Raw genomic sequence first — 18,765 nt, forward strand, 5'->3', positions numbered from 1 at the left:
AAGGTGCGGTTGAAGGCGTTGACCCGGAATCGGAACCTGAAGAGTGGCCGCCAGGCCGTTGACCGGACTCTCGAAATCGACGCCGAGAGCTTAAGCATCGGTTAACGTCGGGGCGTTGCCGACACGGTGAATCGGGATCGCAGCCGCTGCGCGCAAGACCTTGATGCGACTCGCGAAACGCATGGAAACCTGAATCGGTTCCTCAAGCGCGCCTGAATCGATCTCTCAGCATCGATCTCTCGACACGATCGGCCGTGCCGCGTCAGAACGCCTGACTGAGGCCGATGTAGACGGCGAAGGCGGGGTCGTCCTTCTCGGGATCGAGCGGCACCGCGACATCGAGGCGCAAGGGCCCGACCGGCGTGAAATAGCGCACCCCGGCGCCGACGCCGATCTTCACCCCGTTGTCGAAGTTGGGCAGGATCGCATCGTAGCTGTTGCCGGCATCGACGAAGCCGACCAGCCCGATGGTCTCGGTGGCCTTCATGCGCACCTCCGCCGAGGCCTCGACGAAGCTGCGCCCGCCGGTGACCTCGCCGGCCCGGCGCGGGCCGACATTGCGATAGGCATAGCCCCGGATCGAGCCGCCGCCGCCGGAGAAGAAGCGCCGCGCGGCCGGGATCGAGCGCACCGACGGGGCGACGATGCTGCCCGCCGCCAGCCGACCGGCCAGCACGAAACGCTTGGCGTCGTCCAGCGCTTGATAGGCGGAGACCGACCCGCGCGTGAACAGCATCGCGTTGCCGCCCTTGATGTCATAGGCCGGTTCCACGAACAGCAGGGCGTTGAGCCCTTCGGTCGGGTTGAGCTTGTCGTCGCGGGTGTCGTAGGCGACCTCGCCGATCACCCCGGTCAGCAGATAGCGCTCCGAGCCGAAGGCGTCGGTCTCGCTGGCATATTGCACCTCGGCGCCGAGCTTCAGCGACAATTGTTCGCTGCGGTCGTAGACGACGAAGGCGTCGGCGGTGATGTTGCGGCTGCGATAGGCGTCGGGGATCTCCTGACGCGCCTCCAGACTGGTGAGGAAGCGGGTCTGGGGCCCGAAGGCGCCGGGCTTCTCGAAGGCGATGCGGGCCGCATACTCCAGATCCGACAGGCTGTTGTCGCCGATCCGTCCGACCGAGCCTTCGAGGCTCAGCAATTCGCCGCGTCCGAACAGATTGCGCCGGCGCCAGTAGCTCTCCACGCCGAAGCCTTCCGAACTCGACCAGTTGGCGCCGACGCCGATCACATTGCGCTTGCGTTCCGCCACCTCGATGGTGATCGGCAGACGTCCGTCGGCATCCACCGTCTCCGCCGGCACCAGAAGCACCGAGGAAAAGATGCCGAGATCGAGCAGGCGCGTGCGGGCGCGGTCGATCTCCGCCGGGGTATAGGGCGCGCCTTCCGGCAACCGGGCCTGCGCGACGATGAAATCGGGATCGGTCACTTGCGCGCCCGACACGCTCACCGGGCCGAAGCGCGCCGCCTTGCCGGTTGCGACCGTCAGCCGGACATCGAGCGTATCGGTGTCGTGATCGGCGACGACCTCGCGCCGTTCGATGCTGGCGAAGGGATATCCGCGCGCCTTCAGATCGGCGACGATGCGCTCCTCCGCGCGCAGGATCCGGCCCGAACGCGCCACCTCGCCGGGCACCAGGCCGTACGTCGCGGCGGGCGCCGGCGCGGGGTCGCCCGTCAATTGAATGTCGCCGAAGGCGAAGCGCGGACCCGGCCGCACCGCGATGTCGACCGGCACCGGGCGGGGGCCGGGCAGGGCGGTCGCATCGACGGCGTCCTCCAGCGACAGGCCGGCGACGCGGATCGCCACCGTTCCGGCATAGTAGCCTTCCGCGTAGAGCTTGCCGACCAGGCGCTCGAAGTCGCTGAGCGCGCGCGCAACCAGACCCGCCTCGCCGGACGGCGGGCGGGCATCCTTGTCCAGGAGCTCGGAGACGCCGGCGAGCCCGGCCTCGAGCTCCGCGTCGGCCGGGCCCGTCATCGTCAGCGTCGCCGTATAGGCGACGGGATCGACCACCGCCTCCGTGGCGCTGTCCTCGCTGTCGTTGCCGACGAAGGGCAGCCAGTCGAAGAAACCGCTGGCCAGGGCGGGCACCGGTGTGAGGGCGGTGGACAGCGCAAGCACGAGCGCCAGCGTCGCGCCGCGTGCGGCGCGCGCGCGCAGGCCACCCGCCGCCGCGTCGCGGCAGGACGAATCGGCGCCATGCGTCTGGCAAGATCGCGCGGTGGCCCTCATGTCGAGCGATGTCTCTCCTGCTTGCGGGCGCGGTTCCGGCGCCGGTTCATCCTCGTGGTCCATGCCTTCGGGCACGCCCGCGGACCATGCGGGCAGGCCGATGCGCGACCGCGGCGGCTAAGGTCACGCCTCACCGCCGGATCGCCCGTGCCGGACTGTCTCCAGCCGGAGTGTGGCGTGCGAATGGTTGACCGCGTCTGAATCGGGTCGCCCCGATCCCCCGCGTCCGCAGTCCCGCGTCAGGATGCTTATGGCACGAAACTCCGCGCATGACGATTCGACTGCCGCAGATGCGAAGACCCCGTCGGATATGGGGAGTCCTCGCCTGACGGCTTGAATTTTATGATTTTCTTTAACTTATGCCGGCAAGGTTGTTGCATATCCACAACACTTCGGCGTCATGGGAGGCCGAGCCCGTCTCGCGCTTGGACAGGGTCGGGCGCCGGTGCTAACTCATGATCGCTGAGCGCGAGGGTCGCGCCAAGGTTTCCGAGGGTTTCATGCGTTTTTTGGTGATTACATTTTGCAGTCTGGTTCTCGCGGCCTGCGCTGGCCTGCCGGGGCAGGGGCCAGCCGCAATCACCATTTCCTCCGAAGACATCGAAGGGGACGCAGTTCGCAACAGCTATGCGCTGGTGACCGTCGATCGCGAGTCCATCTCGACCCTCCACGCCTATCGGCCGAAGCCGTTTTCCGCGCATTTTCGCAAGGTGTCCGCCGGTGGGCGGGCGACCCGGCTCGGCATCGGCGACCGGCTGATGGTCACCATCTGGGAAGCCGCGCCCGACGGTCTGTTCTCCACGACCGACGGCAAGCAGGTGACCGTGCCCGCGGTGGTGGACGAGGCCGGCTACATCTTCATTCCCTACGCGGGACGCGTGCGCGCGGCCGACCGGTCGGTCGAGAACCTGCGCGCCGCCATCGAGGAGCGCCTCAAGGGCAAGGCGATCGAGCCGCAGGTGCTCGTGATGGTCGAGGGCAACGAGAGCAGCGGCGTGGTCGTCGTCGGCGATGTCACCAAGCCGGGCCAATACACCATGTCGGTGCGCGGCATGCGTCTGCTGGAAGCGATCGCGCGGGCCGGCGGATCGCGCGAGGCGACCTATGAGACGGTCGTGACCCTGAAGCGCGGCGGCGCGTCGGGCGAGGCACGCCTCGTCGACCTGATCGAATATCCGGAAAACAACATCTGGCTGACCCCGGGCGACAATGTGCTCGTCACGCACAAGCCGCGCACCTTCTCCGCCTTCGGGGCGGTGAAGGAGACCAAGCTGGTTCCCTTCAAGACGGAATCTGTCTCGCTCGCCGAAGGGTTGGCGCAGGTGGGCGGCCTGAAGGACTTCTTCGCCGATGCCGCCGGCATCTTCCTGTTCCGCTTCGAGGACCGCGAGCTGGTGCGCAAGCTGAAGGGCGAGGTCGCGGACAAGTTCCACACCGCCCGCGTGCCCGTGGTTTACAAGCTCAACCTGCGTCAGGCCGAAGCCTTCTTCCTTGCCCGTTCCTTCGGGATGCGCGACAAGGATATCATCTACGTCGCGAACCATCCTACGGCGGAGTTCGGCAAGTTCCTGCAGATCATCGGTCCGCTCCTGTCGAACGTGAACACCGCCAACGCGCTCGTCGACTGACGCGGCGAGCGGTATCGCGCGGCCCGGCGCGCCGCTCCGCGCGGTGATGCGGGGTGCGCGTGCGGGGGCTCGAACAGGCGGTTGAAACCGATGGGACAGGAGAACACGCGGCGAACCGTCCTGTTTCTGCAGGGCCCTCCCTCCGATTTCCCCAAGGTGGTCGCCAACGAGCTGGAGCGCCTCGGTCATCGGGCGCTGCGGATCAATCTCAGCCTCTCCGACCAGTTGCTCTGGAATGACCGGCGCTGCACCACCTATCGGGGACGTCTGCGGGACTGGCCGACGTTTCTGGAGGACTTCGTGCGCCGGCACGGCGTCACCGACGTCGCCTACTACCAGGACCGGTTTCCCTATCATTCCGCCGCGCTCGACGTCGCCCGCGCCAACGGGATTTGCGCGGTCGCCTATGAGAACGGCTACCTGCGCCCCGACTGGATCACCGCGGAGCGCGACGGCATGTCCGCCCGCTCCCTGTTTCCCGTCGATACGGATGCCATTCGCGCCGCCGCGGCCGATCTGCCGCCGCTCGACATGACCATTCGCTACCGTCATCCCTTCTGGCTCGAAGCGACGCACGAGGTGGTGTTTCACGTCCTCAATGCGCTGGCGCTCCCGCTCTTTCCGTTTTTTTGCCAGGACAAGTACTACCATCCGTTCTTCGAGTATCTGGCGATGGTGCCCCGGCTGGTCATGTCGCGCCGCCGCGACCGGCTGGCCAAGATCCTGATCGACGACCTGATCGAGTCGCGCTGTCCGTATTTCGTCTTCCCGCTCCAACTGCAAAGCGACTATCAGCTGCGCTACAACGCGCCCTTCGAGCATGAGGCCGAGGCGCTCGATCAGGCGATCGCCTCCTTCGCCCGCCATGCCCATTCGGCGGCGCAATTCGTGGTCAAGGTGCACCCGATGGACCAGGGGATCGAGCCCTGGCGCCGGATCGTGCGTCAGCTCGCGCGCAAGCATCGGGTCAAGCGCCGGGTGCATTTCGTCGACGGGGGCAATCTCGTCACGCTGCTCAGACACGCCTCCGGCGCGCTGATGATCAATTCCACGACCGGCTTGCATGCCGTGCGGATCGGGTGTCCGGTGAAGATCCTGGGCATCGCGGTCTACGATCTGCCCGGGGTGACCTGTCAGTTGCCGCTCGAGCGGTTCTGGCGCGGGCCGCAGGCACCGGACCCGGAGGTCTATGAGGCCCTGCAGCGGCTGATGGGCCAGACGATCCAGATCCAGGGCAATTTCTACACCCGCGAGGGCAAGGCGGCGGCGGCGCGCACGCTGGCGGCCCGCATCGTCGAGGGGCGGGTGAATGCCCCGGCCGCGACCGTGGAGCCGGCGCCGCGCGGCGCGGCCGCGCGCGCGCTCGGCATTCCCATGTCATTCCGCGACGAATGGGCGGCGCGCGGCAGGGTCGGGCGGTGGTGGCGTGCCTGGCGCGGCTGAGAGGGCGGCCATGCCCTGCGCCGATGCGGGCCGCGCGCGCTCCTTCCTCTTCCTGCAGGGGCCGTTGTCGCCGCTCTACCGGCGTCTGGGTGCGCGCGTGCTCGCGGCCGGGCACCGGGTGCGGCGTGTGAATTTCTGCGTCGGCGACTGGCTACACTGGCATGGAGAGGGAACAGAACTCTACCGCGGATCGCTCGCCGACTGGCCGCATCGCGTGGCTGCGCTTCTGGAGGAGGCCGGGGTGACCGACCTCGTCCTGCATGGCGACACGCGGCCCTATCATCGCCCGGCGGTGCTGGCGGCGGAGGCCCGGGGCGTGCGCGTGCATGTCACCGAACTGGGGGTGCTGCGGCCCGGCTTCATGACGCTGGAACGCGGAGGGCTGAACGTCCTCAGCCGCTTCCCCGACGATCCCGATGCGATCCGCCGGCTGGCGGCCGGCGCGCGCGACCGCGACCTCTCGCCGCGCCATCCCGGGTCCTTCGCGCTGGAGGCCTGGCAGGACGTGTCCTACCACATCCCCAATCTGCTCCTGTCGTGGCTGACCCCGCGATACCGCCGGCACACGCCGCAATCGCCGCTGGTCGATTATGCCCTGTGGCTCCGGCGGCTGATCGGCGCAAGCGCGCGCAAGCGGCAGGCCGAGCAGCTCCAGCAGACGATTCTGACCGATGAGGCGCCGTTTTTCGTGCTGCCGCTGCAGGTGGAAGGCGACTATCAGGTCATCGCCCAGTCGCCCTTCGCGAGCGTGGTCGACGGACTGGAGACCATCGTGGCGTCCTTCGTGAGGGCCGCGCCGGCCGATGCCCGGCTGGTGGTCAAGACCCATCCGCTGGACAATGGCACGGTCGACTGGCGGCGCGCGGTGGCGCGGTTGGCGGGCGCCGATGCGTCGGCCGGGCGGATCGTGCTGCTTGACGGAGGGCGGCTTCCGGATCTGTTTACGCGGGCGCGCGGCGTGGCGACGATCACCTCCACCGCCGGACTGGAGGCGTTGCGCGCCGGCGTTCCGGTCAAGACCCTGGCGCCGACGCTGTTCGACCTGCCGGGGCTGACGCATCAGGGCGATCTGGACGGTTTCTGGCGCGCGCCGACGACGCCCGATCCCGCTCTCGTCACCGATCTGCTGCATGCCCTGCTGGCGACGAGCCAGCTTCGCGGGTCGATCCACAATCGCGCCGGGCTGGAGGAGGCGGTGGAGACGATCTCCGCGCGTCTGCTTGATCCGGATGCGCTGCCGGGCGAGGCGATCGTCGAGCCGCCGCCGCGACTTGCGCGGGCGCGGGCGCTCGGAGTGCCGCTATGAGCCGCGCGCGCAAGCCCCGCATCTGGTGCCCGGACCCGGATCTCTCTCCGCACCGTGCCGCCCTCGCGGCGGCGCTCAAGGCGCGCATCCTTGCCGGTGCGACACCGCCCGCACGGCTCGACGGGGTGGTGATCGGCGCGGGCGCGCCTGCCGCCGGTCCGGCGCGGGAGATCGCCCGGGCGCGCGGCGTTCCGTTGACGCTGGCCGCCGGCGCGCCGCTCGAAGGCGACGGCCTGCATGCGTTCGCCGGCGCCACGCTGCTGCTGTGTCTCCCCATCGCTCCCGAGCACCTGCGCGCCGGCGCGTCCCTGATGGCGGCCGCGCGCGGGGCCTTCGACCATAGGGGCGCTCGGTCTCCGGTCGACTGGCTCCCGGACGCCGGCGATCCGATGCGCGCTGCGGTGGCGCGGGCGTTGATCGATCTCGTCGGACCGGACGGGGCGGACGCCGCGCTGCCGTCAGCCTTCACGCGTGCTGTCGTTCACCCGAGCCCTTATGACGCGGACGCGGCCCTTCCGGCGGGGCTGGCGAGCCTCGGACTGGCCGCCATGCGCCGTCACGCCGCGCTTGCCGCCCGGCCGGCCGTCTGTTTCGGCGCAAAATCCTGGAACCGCGCGGCCATCCGCGCCGCGTTCTCGACGCCGGAGCGGCCGCTGGACTTCGCCGCCGATGCCGAGGCGGCGATTGCCGCCGCGCGCCGCACCGGCGGGCGCGTGCTCGGCTGGGCGGCGGCGGTCGACGGGGATGCCGTCCGCCGCGCGACCGAGGCGAAGGTCGAGCTCTGGCGGATCGAGGACGGCTTCCTGCGCTCGGTCGGGCTCGGCGCGGGTCTCGCGCCCGGCGCGGCGCTCGCCTTCGACGACGAGGGGATCTATTTCGATGCAAGCGGGCCGAGCCGCATGGAGACGCTCCTGCGCGGCCGTCGCCTCTCGGAGGTCGAACGGGCGCGTGCCCGCCTCCTGATCGCGCGGGTCCGCGCGGCGCGGGTGACGAAGTACAATGTCGGCGGGGGCAAGGATCTGCCGGAACTGCCGGCGGATCGCGAGATCGTGCTGGTGCCGGGGCAGGTCGGCGACGATGCCGGCGTGCGCCGGTCTCGCTCGGCCCTGATCGACTGCGCCGGCACCGAGAACGTCAATCTGGACCTGTTGCGGCTCGCGCGCACGCGCAACCCGGACGCCCATATTCTCTACAAGCCGCATCCGGACGTCGAGGCGGGGCTGCGCAAGGGCGGTATCGACGCGCGCGCGCTTGAGGGGCTCGCCGACCGCGTTGTGACCGGACACGACATTCTCGACCTGCTGGAGATCGTCGACCGCGTCGAGACCTTCTCCTCGCTGTCCGGCTTCGAAGCGCTGCTGCGCGGCGTGCCCGTGACCGTGCACGGCATGCCCTTCTACGCCGGATGGGGGCTGACCCGCGACACCACGCCGAACCTCGCGCGCGGGGAAGAGCGCGAGACGCCGCTCGATCTCGAAACGCTCGCCCATGTCGCTTTCGTGGATTACCCGGTCACCATCGATCCGGTCTCGCTGCACCCTTGCCCGCCGGAATTCCTGATCGACCGGCTGGTCGCGCGACGCGGGAGCCAGCGTCACCGGATGCTGCAGCGCCTGCGTCAGGAACTGTCCTGGCTCGGCCGCAAGCTGGGCCTGTAAAGGGCACAGAGAGAGCGAAAGGACGGGGAGGAAACGCCGGGCAGCCGGGCGGCTCAGCCCATTTGCCGGGCGCGCGCGACCAGCGTGCCGAACCCGGTGTTCTGCTCGCGCAGACGGGCCAGTTCCTCCGCCGTCGCGGCGACGGCCCGGTCGATCTGCTCGGCGCTGTGATCGCTGGTGATGAAGAAGCGCAGCCGGGCGGATTTTTCCGCGACCGCCGGAAAGACGATGGGCAGCGCGTTGATGCCGCGCGCCAGCAGCCGGTTGGACAGGGTCGCGGCGGCGATGGAATCGCCGACGATCACCGGCACCACGCTCAGACCCGCACTCGGTCCCGTGTCGAGCCCCGCCGCCCGGGCGGCGGTCAGGAACCGCCGGCCGTTTTCGGCAAGCCGTCGCACCCGGTCCGGCTCCCGCTCCATCAGCTCGATGGAGGCGATCGCGGCGGCGGCAAGCGCCGGCGACAGGCCGACCGAGAAGACGAAGCCCGGGGCGGTGGCGCGCAGATAGTCGCACAGCGCCTTCGACCCGGCGATATACCCGCCGCAGGACGAAAACGTCTTCGACAAGGTGCCCATCCACATCTCGACGCCGCGCGCATCGATGCCGAAATGTTCCGCGATGCCGCGTCCCGTCGCCCCCAGCACGCCGACGGAATGGGCCTCGTCGACCATCAGCCAGGCATCGAAGGTGGACTTGAGCGCGATCAGGCGCTTCAGGTCGGGGAAGTCCCCGTCCATGCTGTAGATGCCCTCGACCGCGATCAGCACGTGGTTGAACTTGTGGCGGTGCTCGGCGAGCAGCGCCTCCAGCGTGTCCAGATCGCCGTGCGGAAAATTCATCCGCGCCGCGCCCGAGAGACGCGCGCCCTCGCTGATCGAATTGTGGACCAGCGAATCGCTGAGGATCAGATCCTCGCCCGCCATCAGATGGCCGATGGTCGTGACGTTGGTCGCATGGCCGCTGACCATCACCACCGCGTCCTCGGTGCCGTGCACGGCGGCGAGGCGGGCTTCCAGCTCACGGTGGATCGGGCGCTCGCCGGCGACCACGCGGCTGGCCGAGGCGCTCGTGCCATATTGCGCGACCGCGCGGGTCACCGCCGCGTTGACCTCCGGATGGCCGTTCAGCCCGAGATAGTTGTAGGAGGCGAAATTGTCCGCCTGCGTGCCGTCCATCGTCGTGGTCGCGCCGGCGACGCCGTCATGCGGGCGAAAGAAGGGGTTGTCGAGGCCGATCATCTCGGCCGCCGCGCGGTGCATGCCGAGCTGGCGGAAGGCGGGGAGCTGCGAGAAATCGAAGGCCCTGGCGGTCGCCGCGGGTCCGCTCGTCACCGGGCGCTCGGGCGTGTCGGTCCGCCGCGCGGGCTTGCGGCTGGCGCGCAGATCGGCGACGAGCCGCTTGCGGCGATCCGCGCCGCCGCCATCCTTCGGACCCTGCGTCACAACAACGACCTCATGTCCTTCGTCTTTTCCTCGACCCGGGCGGCGACATCCTGGAGCGTTTCGGCATTCGCGTCCGACAGGGCATCCTCGCCGAGATGCTGCATCGCGTTCGCCTTCGCGTCCGCCGACAGGGCGGGGCCCGTCTCGCCGGACAGCACCTGATCGACGATCCGCGCCGCCATGTCGGCGAGTGTGGCGCCATTGGCGAGCGACATCAACGGAATGTCGATGCCGAACTGGCGTTCCGCCGCCATGCGCAGCTCCAGCGCCATCAGCGAATCCATGCCGACATCCGTCAGCGGCTTGCCCGGCTCGATCTCGGCTGCATCGATCCGCAGGATGCGGCCGATCTCGGTCGCGAGCAGTCCGCAGACCTTCTCGATCGCGCCGGCCCGGTCTAGCCCCTCGAGCAGCGCGGCCAGATCGATCGCGCCGGCCTCGCCGCCGCTGTCGTCGCTGCCGTCGATGCCCAGCCGCTCGGCGAATCCGGTGCCGAGCAGCGCCAGATCGCGGCGCGCCGCCGCCCAGTCGATGCGCGCGTAGCCGGTGAGCGCCCGTTTCACGTCGTCCTGCGGCTCGGCCATCAGCCGGGCGAGGCCGTCGAGCGCTTCCCGCGCGCTCAGCGCATGGCGGCCGAGCTTGCGGGCGAGCTTGTCGCCGACCTCGGCATTGCGCGCGAGATAGCCCGCGTCGGAAATCGCGCCCCAGGCCACGGCGAGGCCGGGCAGTCCTTCCGCGCGGCGGCGGGCGGCCAGGCCTTCAAGGTAGCCGTTGGCAGCGACATAGTTCGCCTGTCCGGGATTGCCGACCAGCGTGGTGGCCGACGAAAACAGCACGAAATGCGCGAGCGCATCCTGCCGGGTGAGGCGGTCGAGCAACTCCGCGCCCCGCACCTTGGGGGCGAGAACCCGGTCGATCGCCGCCCGGTCGAGATTGGCGATCAGCATGTCGTCCAGCACCATCGCGGTGTGGAACACGCCGCCGATCGACCCGGCCTTGGCCCGCACGTTTGCCAGCGCTTCGGAAAGTGCGACTTCGTCGGTCGCGTCGCAGGCATGCGCGGTGACCGTCACGCCGCGTGCGGCCATCTCCGCGATGAGGTCGGCGGCGCCGTCCGCCGCCGCGCCGCGCCGCGACAGCACCGCCACGGTGCGCGCGCCCATGTCGGCAAGGCGGCGGATCAGCGCGGCGCCGAAGCCGCCGAAGCCGCCGATCACCACCATCGCGGCCTGCGCGTCGAGGGCGACGGGCGCCAGCGTTTCCGGCGCCTCGACCGTTTCCGGCGGGCGGATCACGATCTTGCCGATGTGCCCCGCCTGCTGCATGAGCCGGAAGGCGGCCACCGCGTCGTCCGCGTCGAAATCGCGGTAGGGCAGGGGCACCAGCGTTTCGTCCTCGAACAGCGCCATCAACTCGCGCAGCAGCCGCTGGGCAAGCGCCGGCTGATGCACCAGCAGCTGGTCGGCGTCGATGCCGAAATAGCTCAGGTTCTGGCGGAACGGCCGCAGGCCCAGATGGGTGTTGGCGTAGAAGTCGCGCTTGCCCAGTTCCAGAAAGCGGCCGAAGGGCTTGAGCACGTCGATGCTGCGCTCCATCGCCTCGCCCGACAGCGAGTTGAGCACCACGTCGACGCCGGCGCCGCCGGTCAGCCGGCGGATGTCGTCGGCGAAGGCGAGCGAGCGGGAATCGAGCACGTGTGCGACGCCGAGACGGCGCAGCAGGCTGCGCTTTTCCGCCGATCCGGCGGTCGCGATGATCCGCGCGCCGACATGCCGGGCGATCTGGATCGCGGCGAGGCCGACGCCGCCGGCGCCACCGTGGATGAGCACCGTGTCCTTCGGCTGCAGCGCGGCCAGATGCACCAGCGCGTAGTAGCTCGTCAGGAAGGCGACCGGGATGGTCGCGGCCGCTTCCGCCGGCAGATTGCCCGGCACCGGAACGCACCCCGTCTGCGACACGCGCACGTGGGTGGCGAAACACGCCGGCGCGAAGGCGATCACCCGGTCGCCGACCGCGTGATCGGTCGCGTCGGGACCCAGGGCGACGACCCGCCCGCAGCACTCCATGCCGAGCGTCGGGCCGGCGAACCCGTCCTCCAGCGCCTCCTCGGGGAGAAGGCCGAGCGCCCACATCACATCGCGGAAGTTGAGACCGGTCGCTTCCACGGCGATCTCGATCTCGTCGCCTTGCAGCGGCGCGCGCTCCATGTCGCGCCAGGCGAGGCGGTCGAGCAGGCCCTGTTGCCCCATTTCGAGACGCAGGGCCGGGGTCGGGGCGGCTCCCTCGCCGACGACCGGCAGATCGGTGCGCCGGTCGAGACGCAGCCCCAGACGGCGGTCCCCGTCGAGCACGATCTCGCGTTCGTTCGCCGCGTCGGCGGCGTCGATCTCGGCGGCGATGCGCAGGGCGATGGCACTCGGATCCCGGTGCCGGCCCGGATCGAGCAGGCGCAGGGTCACATCGGGAAATTCGTTGATCGCGACGCGACCGTAGGCCCAGATCGCCGCCTGCACGGGGTCGGGCGTCCGCGACAGGGCATGCGCGCGCGCGCCGTCGGGCGCGACGACGAGGATCTGTCCGGCGCGGGCGCCGCAGCGTGTCAGCAGGCGCGTGAGCGTCCAGGTGCGGTCCCCGACCGCGGCAAGCGCATCGTCGTCGCGGAACGCGCCGGTCAGGTCGATCACTCCGCCCGCGCAGGCCGCCTGAAGATCGGCGTTCTGCGCGAAAAGGTCGGGATCGTCGAGATCCAGCGTCCAGTCGCCGGCCGCGGTCACGGCGGTCTCGCCGCCGATTTCGGCGAGCGCGGCGGTGAGGCCGCGCTCCTCCAGGCAGCGCTTCAGACTGCGCGCCACCGCCCGGCCGTGGCCGTCGGCATCGCTCAGCACCAGCAGGGCGCTTGTGTCGGCGGACTGGTCCTCGCGCCCCGCGCCGTTGGCGCGGGCGGCCGGGTCCTGCGGCGCTTGCGCGACCGCCCTGGGCCGCGCCGCGACGAGGCTCGCCTCGATCAGGGCGCCATCCAGCGCGGCCGTCTCGACCGCGTCGAACGGTCCGGCCTGCAGGGTCTTGGCCCAGTCCGCGCCACTCTGGCGCGCGGAAAAGGCGAAGTCGGTGCCGGGCAGCACGGTCCACCAGTCGTGACCGATGCCGTGGATGAGATCCGCCGAAAGCGTCGGTGCCGGTTCGGCGGCGAGCAGCAGGGCATCGCCGGCCAGCGCGCGGGCAAGATCGCTCAGCGCCGCCCCGGCCAGAGCCGTGAGCGCGTTGCAGGCGATCACCAGATCGAAGGGGCCGGCCTCGGCGAGGGTCTCGGCCTCGAAGGGAACGAAACGCGTGTCGGGACGCCCGTGCCACTGCCGCTGGGCGCGGTCGAGCGCTGTCCGGGTCGCGTCGGTCACGGTGAGCACGGCGCGGTCCTGCGGCAGCGCGGCGGCCAGCGTCTGGGCCAGAGCCGGCTGATCCGCGCCGATCATGAGCACGGCGAGCGGCTTGTGCGCCGGCCAGTCGGCGATCACCCGCCGGGCGATCCCCGCGAGGCCGTCGGCAAGCGCCTTCATGCCGGGCGCGTCGGTGCGATAGGCGTCGTAGAGGCCGGGCGCGAAGAACTCCGGTGCGCGGTCCGGCAGGCCGGCGCGCAGGACGTCGGGCAGGTCGTCGGCGAGCCGCGCCAGCAGCGTCGCCTCGGGACCATGCGCACCGACGCCGGCAAAGAGCGACTGCACGAGATCGTCGGGATCGAGCGCCTCTTCCAGGTCGAGGAGGCGCCAGCCCTCCGGGGTTTCCTCGGCAAGCTCCTGCTGCGCCAGTTCGTGCAGGAAATGGCCGGCGAAGGGCACGGCGGTCTCCGCCAGCCGGCCGTCGGCCACGGCGGCGGCAAGGGGCGTCGGGCCCGGCCCAAGCACCTCCGCAAGACTGCGATGGACGATCGTGCGCGCCAGCGCGTCGAGCAGCAGCGGCTCGTCCGCCGGTTGAAAGCCCTCGGCGTCGGCATCGGCGACGACAATCCCCGCATCGCGCGCCAGCGCGATCACATCGGCGGGCGCAGGCGTTGCCTCGCAGGCGTCGCCGCTCAGCAGCCGCGCGTCGAGACGATAGGCGAGGGCGCCGCCGTCCTGCGCCATCTGGAACTGCACGGCGCGGAAGCGCGCGCCGCGCAGCCGCGCGACGAGGACGCCGGCGTCGTCGCGGTAGTCGAAGGTCGCCACGATCGAGCGCGGGCTGGCGCGCTCCAGAACGATCTCGACGCGCGTCGGCACCGCCTGGGCGGCATGCAGTTCGATGGCGCCGAAGCGCACCGGCAGGAACCCGGTTCCCTCTTCGCCCCCGACATGGGCGGCGAGCAGGGCGAAGAGACCGTGGAAGCCGGCGTCGGCAAGGGCGGGATGCAGAGCGAAGCGGTCCGGATCGACGCCGTCGCACGGGGGCGCCAGCGTCACGTCCGCCTGTCGTTCGCCGCGCAGCACGGTCGTGGAGGCAAGGCGGAAGGCGGGGCCGTAGAAGAGACCATGCGCCTCGGTGAGCGCGTAGATCGCCTCCTGCGTGATGGTGGTCTCGCCCGGCGCACCGGAGGGCGCCTGCGGGTCGCTCGCCGCCGCAAGCGTGCGGAACGAAGCCTGCGCATGCATCGACCAGTCCGCGTCCGCCAGACGCGGCCGCGAACAGATCTCGATCACCCGGTCGTCGGCGGACAGCCGGATGCGCGTTTCGACCGTCTTGCCGGCTTCCAGCAGCAAGGGGCGCACGATCTCGAAATCGCACAGTTCGACCGTGGCCGTGCCGGTGAAATCCAGGGCCGCGCGCAGCGCCATTTCCACGAAGCCGGCGGCGGGGAAGACGGTTGCCTCCTCCACCTTGTGATCGGCGAGGAACGGCAGGAGGTCGGTATCTATCAGGTTGTACCAGGTGGTGTCGTCGTCGCGCAGCCGCGCGCCGGCGAGCGGCGAGGCCCGGTCGGTGACGTTCAGCCGTTCGCCCGTTTCCGGCGTGACATAGGGCACCGTCTGCCAGGGGTAATGCGGCAGGGGCGGAAGGTTCTTGCCGGCCGGGCCGACGAGCCGGTCGAAATCCGGCGTCGCGCCATGGGCGACGATCCGGGCGACCAGATGCTCGATGCTGTCGGGCTTTTCGGCGTCGGTCTTCGGCTTGTCGAAGGTGGCGAGAACCGGCGCCGGCGCGGACGCCGCCCGCAGCGTGTCGCGGACGTAGTTGAGCAGGACGGGCTTGGGACCGATCTCCACCACGAGATCGACCGGGTGCCGCTCGGCGAGGGTCTGGACCGCATCCGCGAAACGCACGGGCCGGCGCACGTTTTCCCACCAGTAGTCGGCATCCGGCACGATCGTCTCCGCCTCGGGGTGAACCGAGGACAGGAAGGCGATCCCGCCCTGCCTGTGCGCGATGGTGCCGAGAGCGGTCTTCAGCGGCGCCTCGATCGGGTCGACCAGGGCGCTGTGGAACGGGTAGGCGATCGTGAGCTTGCGCAAGGCCCATTTCTTCTTGCGCGCCAGCCGCGCGAAGGCGTCGATGCTCTCGCTCGGGCCGGAGAGCGTGACGCTGCGCGGCGAGTTCACGGCGGAAAGCTCCAGCCCCGGCAGCGCGGCTTCCGCCAGCGCGGCGCGCGCGTCGTCCTCGGCGAGCAGAAGCGCGGCCATGCCCCCCAGGTGTCGCACCACTTCCTGCTGTGTCGACCGCGCGTGGATGATCGACGTCGCGGTCTTGAGATCGACCAGCCCCGCGTACCAGGCCGCGGCGACCTCGCCCACGCTGTGCCCGACGACGGCCGAGGCCTCGACCCCGCGCTCGCGCAGCGCGCTGGCCAGTGCCACCTGAAGCGCGAAGAGTAGCGGCTGTGCGATCTCCGTGCGCTCGATCTCGGTATCGAGATCGCCGGAGAACAGCATGGTGACCAGCGACCAGCCGGACTCCGCCATGAAATGCTTGTCGACCGCCTCGAACACGCGGCGGAACACCGGCTCGGTCTGGTAGGCCGCCTGTCCCATGCCGGCCCATTGCGAGCCGTTGCCGGAAAAGGCGAAGGCGATGCGTCCCGTGCGCCCGGCCGCCTTTCCGCTGATGGCCTGCGCGGTTGCGGTGTCGTCGGCGTGCGCGCGCAGGGCGGCGCGCTTCTCCTCGGCGGTGCCGAGCGCGATCAGCCGGTGTTCGAGCAGGTCGCGGTGGCGCACGGTGGCGTCGCTGATGGCGCCGGCCGACACCTCGGCGGGCGCGCTGTCGAGGCAGGTGGCGTACCGCCGGGCCAGATCCTTCAGCGCCGCCTCGCTGCGCGCCGACAGGACGAGGGGCGCGGTGTCCGGAACCGTGCTTTGCGGCGCGCGGACCTCCGCCCCGTCGCTCACGATGGCATGGGCATTCGTGCCGCCGAAGCCGAAGGAGTTGATCCCCGCAAGACGCGGCGTGTCCTTGCGCTCCAGCGCCACGGGCGCGGCCGCGACCTCAAGGTTCAGGTCGGCGAAGTCGATGTTGGGATTCGGCTCATCGAAATGCAGCGACCTGGGGAACGTGTCATGGCGCAGCGCAAGCACCGACTTCAGCACGCCGACGAGGCCCGACACCGGTTCCAGATGGCCGACGTTGGTCTTGACCGATCCGATCGGCAGCGGCGCGCTGCGCGAGCGGCCGACCACGCTTCCGAGCGCCGAGGCCTCCGCCGGGTCGCCGACCTGGGTGCCGGTTCCATGCGCCTCGATGAAGGCGAGGTCGTTCGGGTCGATTTCCAGACCGTGATAGAGCGCGTCGAGCAGAACCGCCTGCGACGACGCGGAAGGGAGCGACAGCCCGGCGGTGCGCCCGTCGGCGTTGATGCCCGTCGCCACGATGCGCGCCCGCGGGCTGGGATCGGCATCGTCGCGCCGCAGCACCATCGCCACCGCGCCTTCGGACCGCACATAGCCGTCGCCCGATGCGTCGAAGGCCCGGCACAGGCCCTGCGGCGACAGCATGGAGGCGCGCGCGAAGCCGATGAAGGAAAAGGGGCTCAGCAGAAGATTGACGCCGGCCACGATGGCGGTGTCGATCTGGCCGCTTTCGATGGCGCTGACGGCCTGATGCAGCGCGACGAGCGAGGACGAACACGCGGTGTCGAGCGTGAAGCTCGGTCCGCGCAGATCGAAGATATAGGAAATGCGGTTGGAGACGATCGACAGCGTGTTGCCGGTCATCGACTGCATGTCGACGGCGGGCATGTCGAACAGCAGACGCTGATGGTAGTCCAGTCCGGAGGCGCCGACATAGACACCGGTCTCGGAGCCGGCGAGGTCGGAGGGCTTCAACCCGGCGTCTTCGAGAGCTTCCCACACCGTTTGCAGCAAGAGGCGCTGCTGCGGATCGATCTGGGCGGACTCGCGCGGCGAAATGCCGAAGAAGCCGGCGTCGAATCCCCACACGTCGTCGATCTGGCCCGCGGCGAAGGTGAAGCTGCGTCCGGCTGCCCCCTTGAGCGGATGAAGGAAGCGTTCGGTGGAAAACCGATCCGCCGTGACCTGCGTGACGGAGCACCGCCCCTCGCTCAGCAACGACCAGAAATCATCGACCGAATTGGCGCCGGGAAGCCGCGCTGCATAGCCTGAGATGATGGTCTTGTGTGCACGCAACGACATTCGGTGTTCTTCCGCAATTGGCCCGGTTCCAGACCGGTTTTATTCAAGGGTATGCAAAGCCGGCGACCGGGAGAAGAGGTATCATGGCTCCGCACGGACGCAAAGGAACCATCATGACCCGGGGGCAAGTCGGATTTAATACGCTCTCGATGGTTGAAACGTAACGGAGCTTCCGGTTTCTGGATCAGCAGTTGGCATGTCGAAAGACCATGTTCTGGCACGCCCGGCTGTCCGGCCGCTTGGCGACCTGGGCGGACCGTTTCAAAACAGATGATGCATACGCAAGCCCCCGACCGTATCGAATGCGCGTGGCGAAGCATTTTGCGACCCGGGCTCGCGCGTGCGCTTTATTGTCCAAGACGCGCACAGGATCAAGGCGTAATGTAGTTTAGACCAACCGTGAATTGCGCGTCTGAAGATGCCGCTCCCACGCCAGCGCGTCGCGTGCGATGCGCTCCAGGTCCATGTGGTGCGGCTCCCAGTCCAGCAGCTTCACGATCGCGGCATTGTCCGCGATAACCTGCGGCGGGTCGCCGGCGCGCCGCCCGCCGTGATGCACCGGAAAGGGCGATCCGGCCGCCGCCTGGACCGCCTGCACCACCTCCAGAACCGAATAGCCGCGCCCGTAGCCGCAGTTGACGGTGAAGTTCTCCCGGGTGTCCCGCAACCGTTTCAGCGCCAGGAAGTGGGCCTCGACCAGATCGCTGACATGGATGTAGTCGCGTTCCGCCGTTCCGTCGCGGGTCGGGTAATCCGTCCCGAACACGGTGAGGCCGTCGCGCTTTCCGAGCGCGGCCTCGCAGGCGACCTTCAGCAGATGCGTCGCGCCTTGCGTCGACTGGCCGGTGCGCCCCTGCGGATCCGCGCCGGCGACGTTGAAGTACCTGAGGGCCGCGTAGCGCAGCCCGCTCGCTCTGGCGACGTCGGCCAGCATCAGTTCGGTCATCAGTTTCGACGTGCCATAGGGCGAGACAGGGCGCTTCGGCGCGTCCTCCGCGACCGGGCAGGCCTCGGGCTCGCCATAGACGGCGGCCGTCGATGAAAAGATGAGACTTGTCACGTTGCGCGCGACGCAGGCCTCGATCAGCGCGCGCGAGGCGCAGGTGTTGTTGCGATAGTATTTGAGGGGATCGGCCAGCGATTCCGGCACCACCACCGATCCGGCGAAGTGGATCACCGCCTCGATCCCGACCTGTCCGAAGGCCCGCGCCAGCGTCGCCGGATCGCCGATGTCGCCCTCGACGAGCGTCGCCTGCGCCGGGACGGCCCAGTCATGCCCCGTGCTCAGGTTGTCGACCACCACCACCGTCTCGCCGGCGTCGAGAAGTCGCCAGACCATATGACTTCCGATATAGCCGGCGCCGCCGGTCACCAGTATCGCCATGTCGTCCTCCTGGCAGCGAGACCGATCCGCGCCGCGCGGCGCGTCGTCACGCTCT

Annotated in this window: 8 protein-coding genes; 4 read left to right on the forward strand and 4 right to left on the reverse strand. The window is 69.8% G+C overall.

Going from position 1 to position 18,765, the window contains the following annotated elements; genetic code table 11:
• Positions 1-262 precede the first annotated feature (262 nt).
• Positions 263-2,236 (reverse strand): autotransporter assembly complex family protein, encoded by a 1,974-nt coding sequence (locus ABL312_RS04995; RefSeq protein ID WP_349360270.1) that lies wholly within the window; start codon positions 2,234-2,236, stop codon positions 263-265.
• Positions 2,237-2,736: 500 nt separating this feature from the next.
• Between ABL312_RS04995 and ABL312_RS05000 the strand changes: the two genes are divergently transcribed.
• The 4 genes from ABL312_RS05000 to ABL312_RS05015 all read left to right on the forward strand — a co-directional run bounded on the left by ABL312_RS05000 (position 2,737) and on the right by ABL312_RS05015 (position 8,271).
• Positions 2,737-3,864, forward strand: a complete 1,128-nt coding sequence (locus ABL312_RS05000; protein WP_349360271.1) for a polysaccharide biosynthesis/export family protein — start codon at positions 2,737-2,739, stop codon at positions 3,862-3,864.
• A 90-nt stretch (positions 3,865-3,954) separates the two neighbouring features.
• Positions 3,955-5,307: a capsular biosynthesis protein gene (locus ABL312_RS05005; protein WP_349360272.1), complete on the forward strand. Its 1,353-nt coding sequence runs from the start codon at positions 3,955-3,957 to the stop codon at positions 5,305-5,307.
• A 10-nt stretch (positions 5,308-5,317) separates the two neighbouring features.
• Entirely contained in the window at positions 5,318-6,613 is a 1,296-nt protein-coding gene (locus ABL312_RS05010; protein WP_349360273.1) for a capsular biosynthesis protein, read from the forward strand.
• Positions 6,610-8,271 (forward strand): beta-3-deoxy-D-manno-oct-2-ulosonic acid transferase, encoded by a 1,662-nt coding sequence (locus tag ABL312_RS05015; RefSeq protein ID WP_349360274.1) that lies wholly within the window; start codon positions 6,610-6,612, stop codon positions 8,269-8,271. The genes ABL312_RS05010 and ABL312_RS05015 overlap by 4 nt, the downstream gene beginning before the upstream one ends.
• A gap of 53 nt (positions 8,272-8,324) precedes the next feature.
• Here the strand turns inward: ABL312_RS05015 and ABL312_RS05020 are convergent, their stop codons facing one another.
• The 3 genes from ABL312_RS05020 to galE all read right to left on the reverse strand — a co-directional run bounded on the left by ABL312_RS05020 (position 8,325) and on the right by galE (position 18,710).
• The gene (locus tag ABL312_RS05020; RefSeq protein ID WP_349360275.1) at positions 8,325-9,716 is read right to left on the reverse strand and encodes an aminotransferase class I/II-fold pyridoxal phosphate-dependent enzyme; all 1,392 of its coding nucleotides are present in this window, start codon (positions 9,714-9,716) and stop codon (positions 8,325-8,327) included.
• Positions 9,713-17,326 carry a type I polyketide synthase gene (locus ABL312_RS05025; protein ID WP_349360276.1) on the reverse strand — a complete coding sequence of 2,538 codons (7,614 nt, stop codon included), beginning with the start codon at positions 17,324-17,326 and terminating at the stop codon, positions 9,713-9,715. The genes ABL312_RS05020 and ABL312_RS05025 overlap by 4 nt, the downstream gene beginning before the upstream one ends.
• 388 nt (positions 17,327-17,714) lie before the next feature.
• Entirely contained in the window at positions 17,715-18,710 is a 996-nt protein-coding gene (galE, locus tag ABL312_RS05030; RefSeq protein WP_349360277.1) for a UDP-glucose 4-epimerase GalE, read from the reverse strand.
• Positions 18,711-18,765: the final 55 nt, after the last annotated feature.

The organism is Stappia sp. (assembly GCF_040110915.1).
Lineage (GTDB): Bacteria > Pseudomonadota > Alphaproteobacteria > Rhizobiales > Stappiaceae > Stappia.

Bases quoted from the DNA above. Each gene is read 5' to 3' on its own strand.
- galE (WP_349360277.1), bottom strand. From the start codon at position 18,710: ATGGCGATACTGGTGACCGGCGGCGCCGGCTATATCGGAAGTCATATG.
- ABL312_RS05025 (WP_349360276.1), bottom strand. From the start codon at position 17,326: ATGTCGTTGCGTGCACACAAGACCATCATCTCAGGCTATGCAGCGCGG.
- ABL312_RS04995 (WP_349360270.1), bottom strand. From the start codon at position 2,236: ATGAGGGCCACCGCGCGATCTTGCCAGACGCATGGCGCCGATTCGTCC.
- ABL312_RS05010 (WP_349360273.1), top strand. From the start codon at position 5,318: ATGCCCTGCGCCGATGCGGGCCGCGCGCGCTCCTTCCTCTTCCTGCAG.
- ABL312_RS05000 (WP_349360271.1), top strand. From the start codon at position 2,737: ATGCGTTTTTTGGTGATTACATTTTGCAGTCTGGTTCTCGCGGCCTGC.
- ABL312_RS05015 (WP_349360274.1), top strand. From the start codon at position 6,610: ATGAGCCGCGCGCGCAAGCCCCGCATCTGGTGCCCGGACCCGGATCTC.
- ABL312_RS05005 (WP_349360272.1), top strand. From the start codon at position 3,955: ATGGGACAGGAGAACACGCGGCGAACCGTCCTGTTTCTGCAGGGCCCT.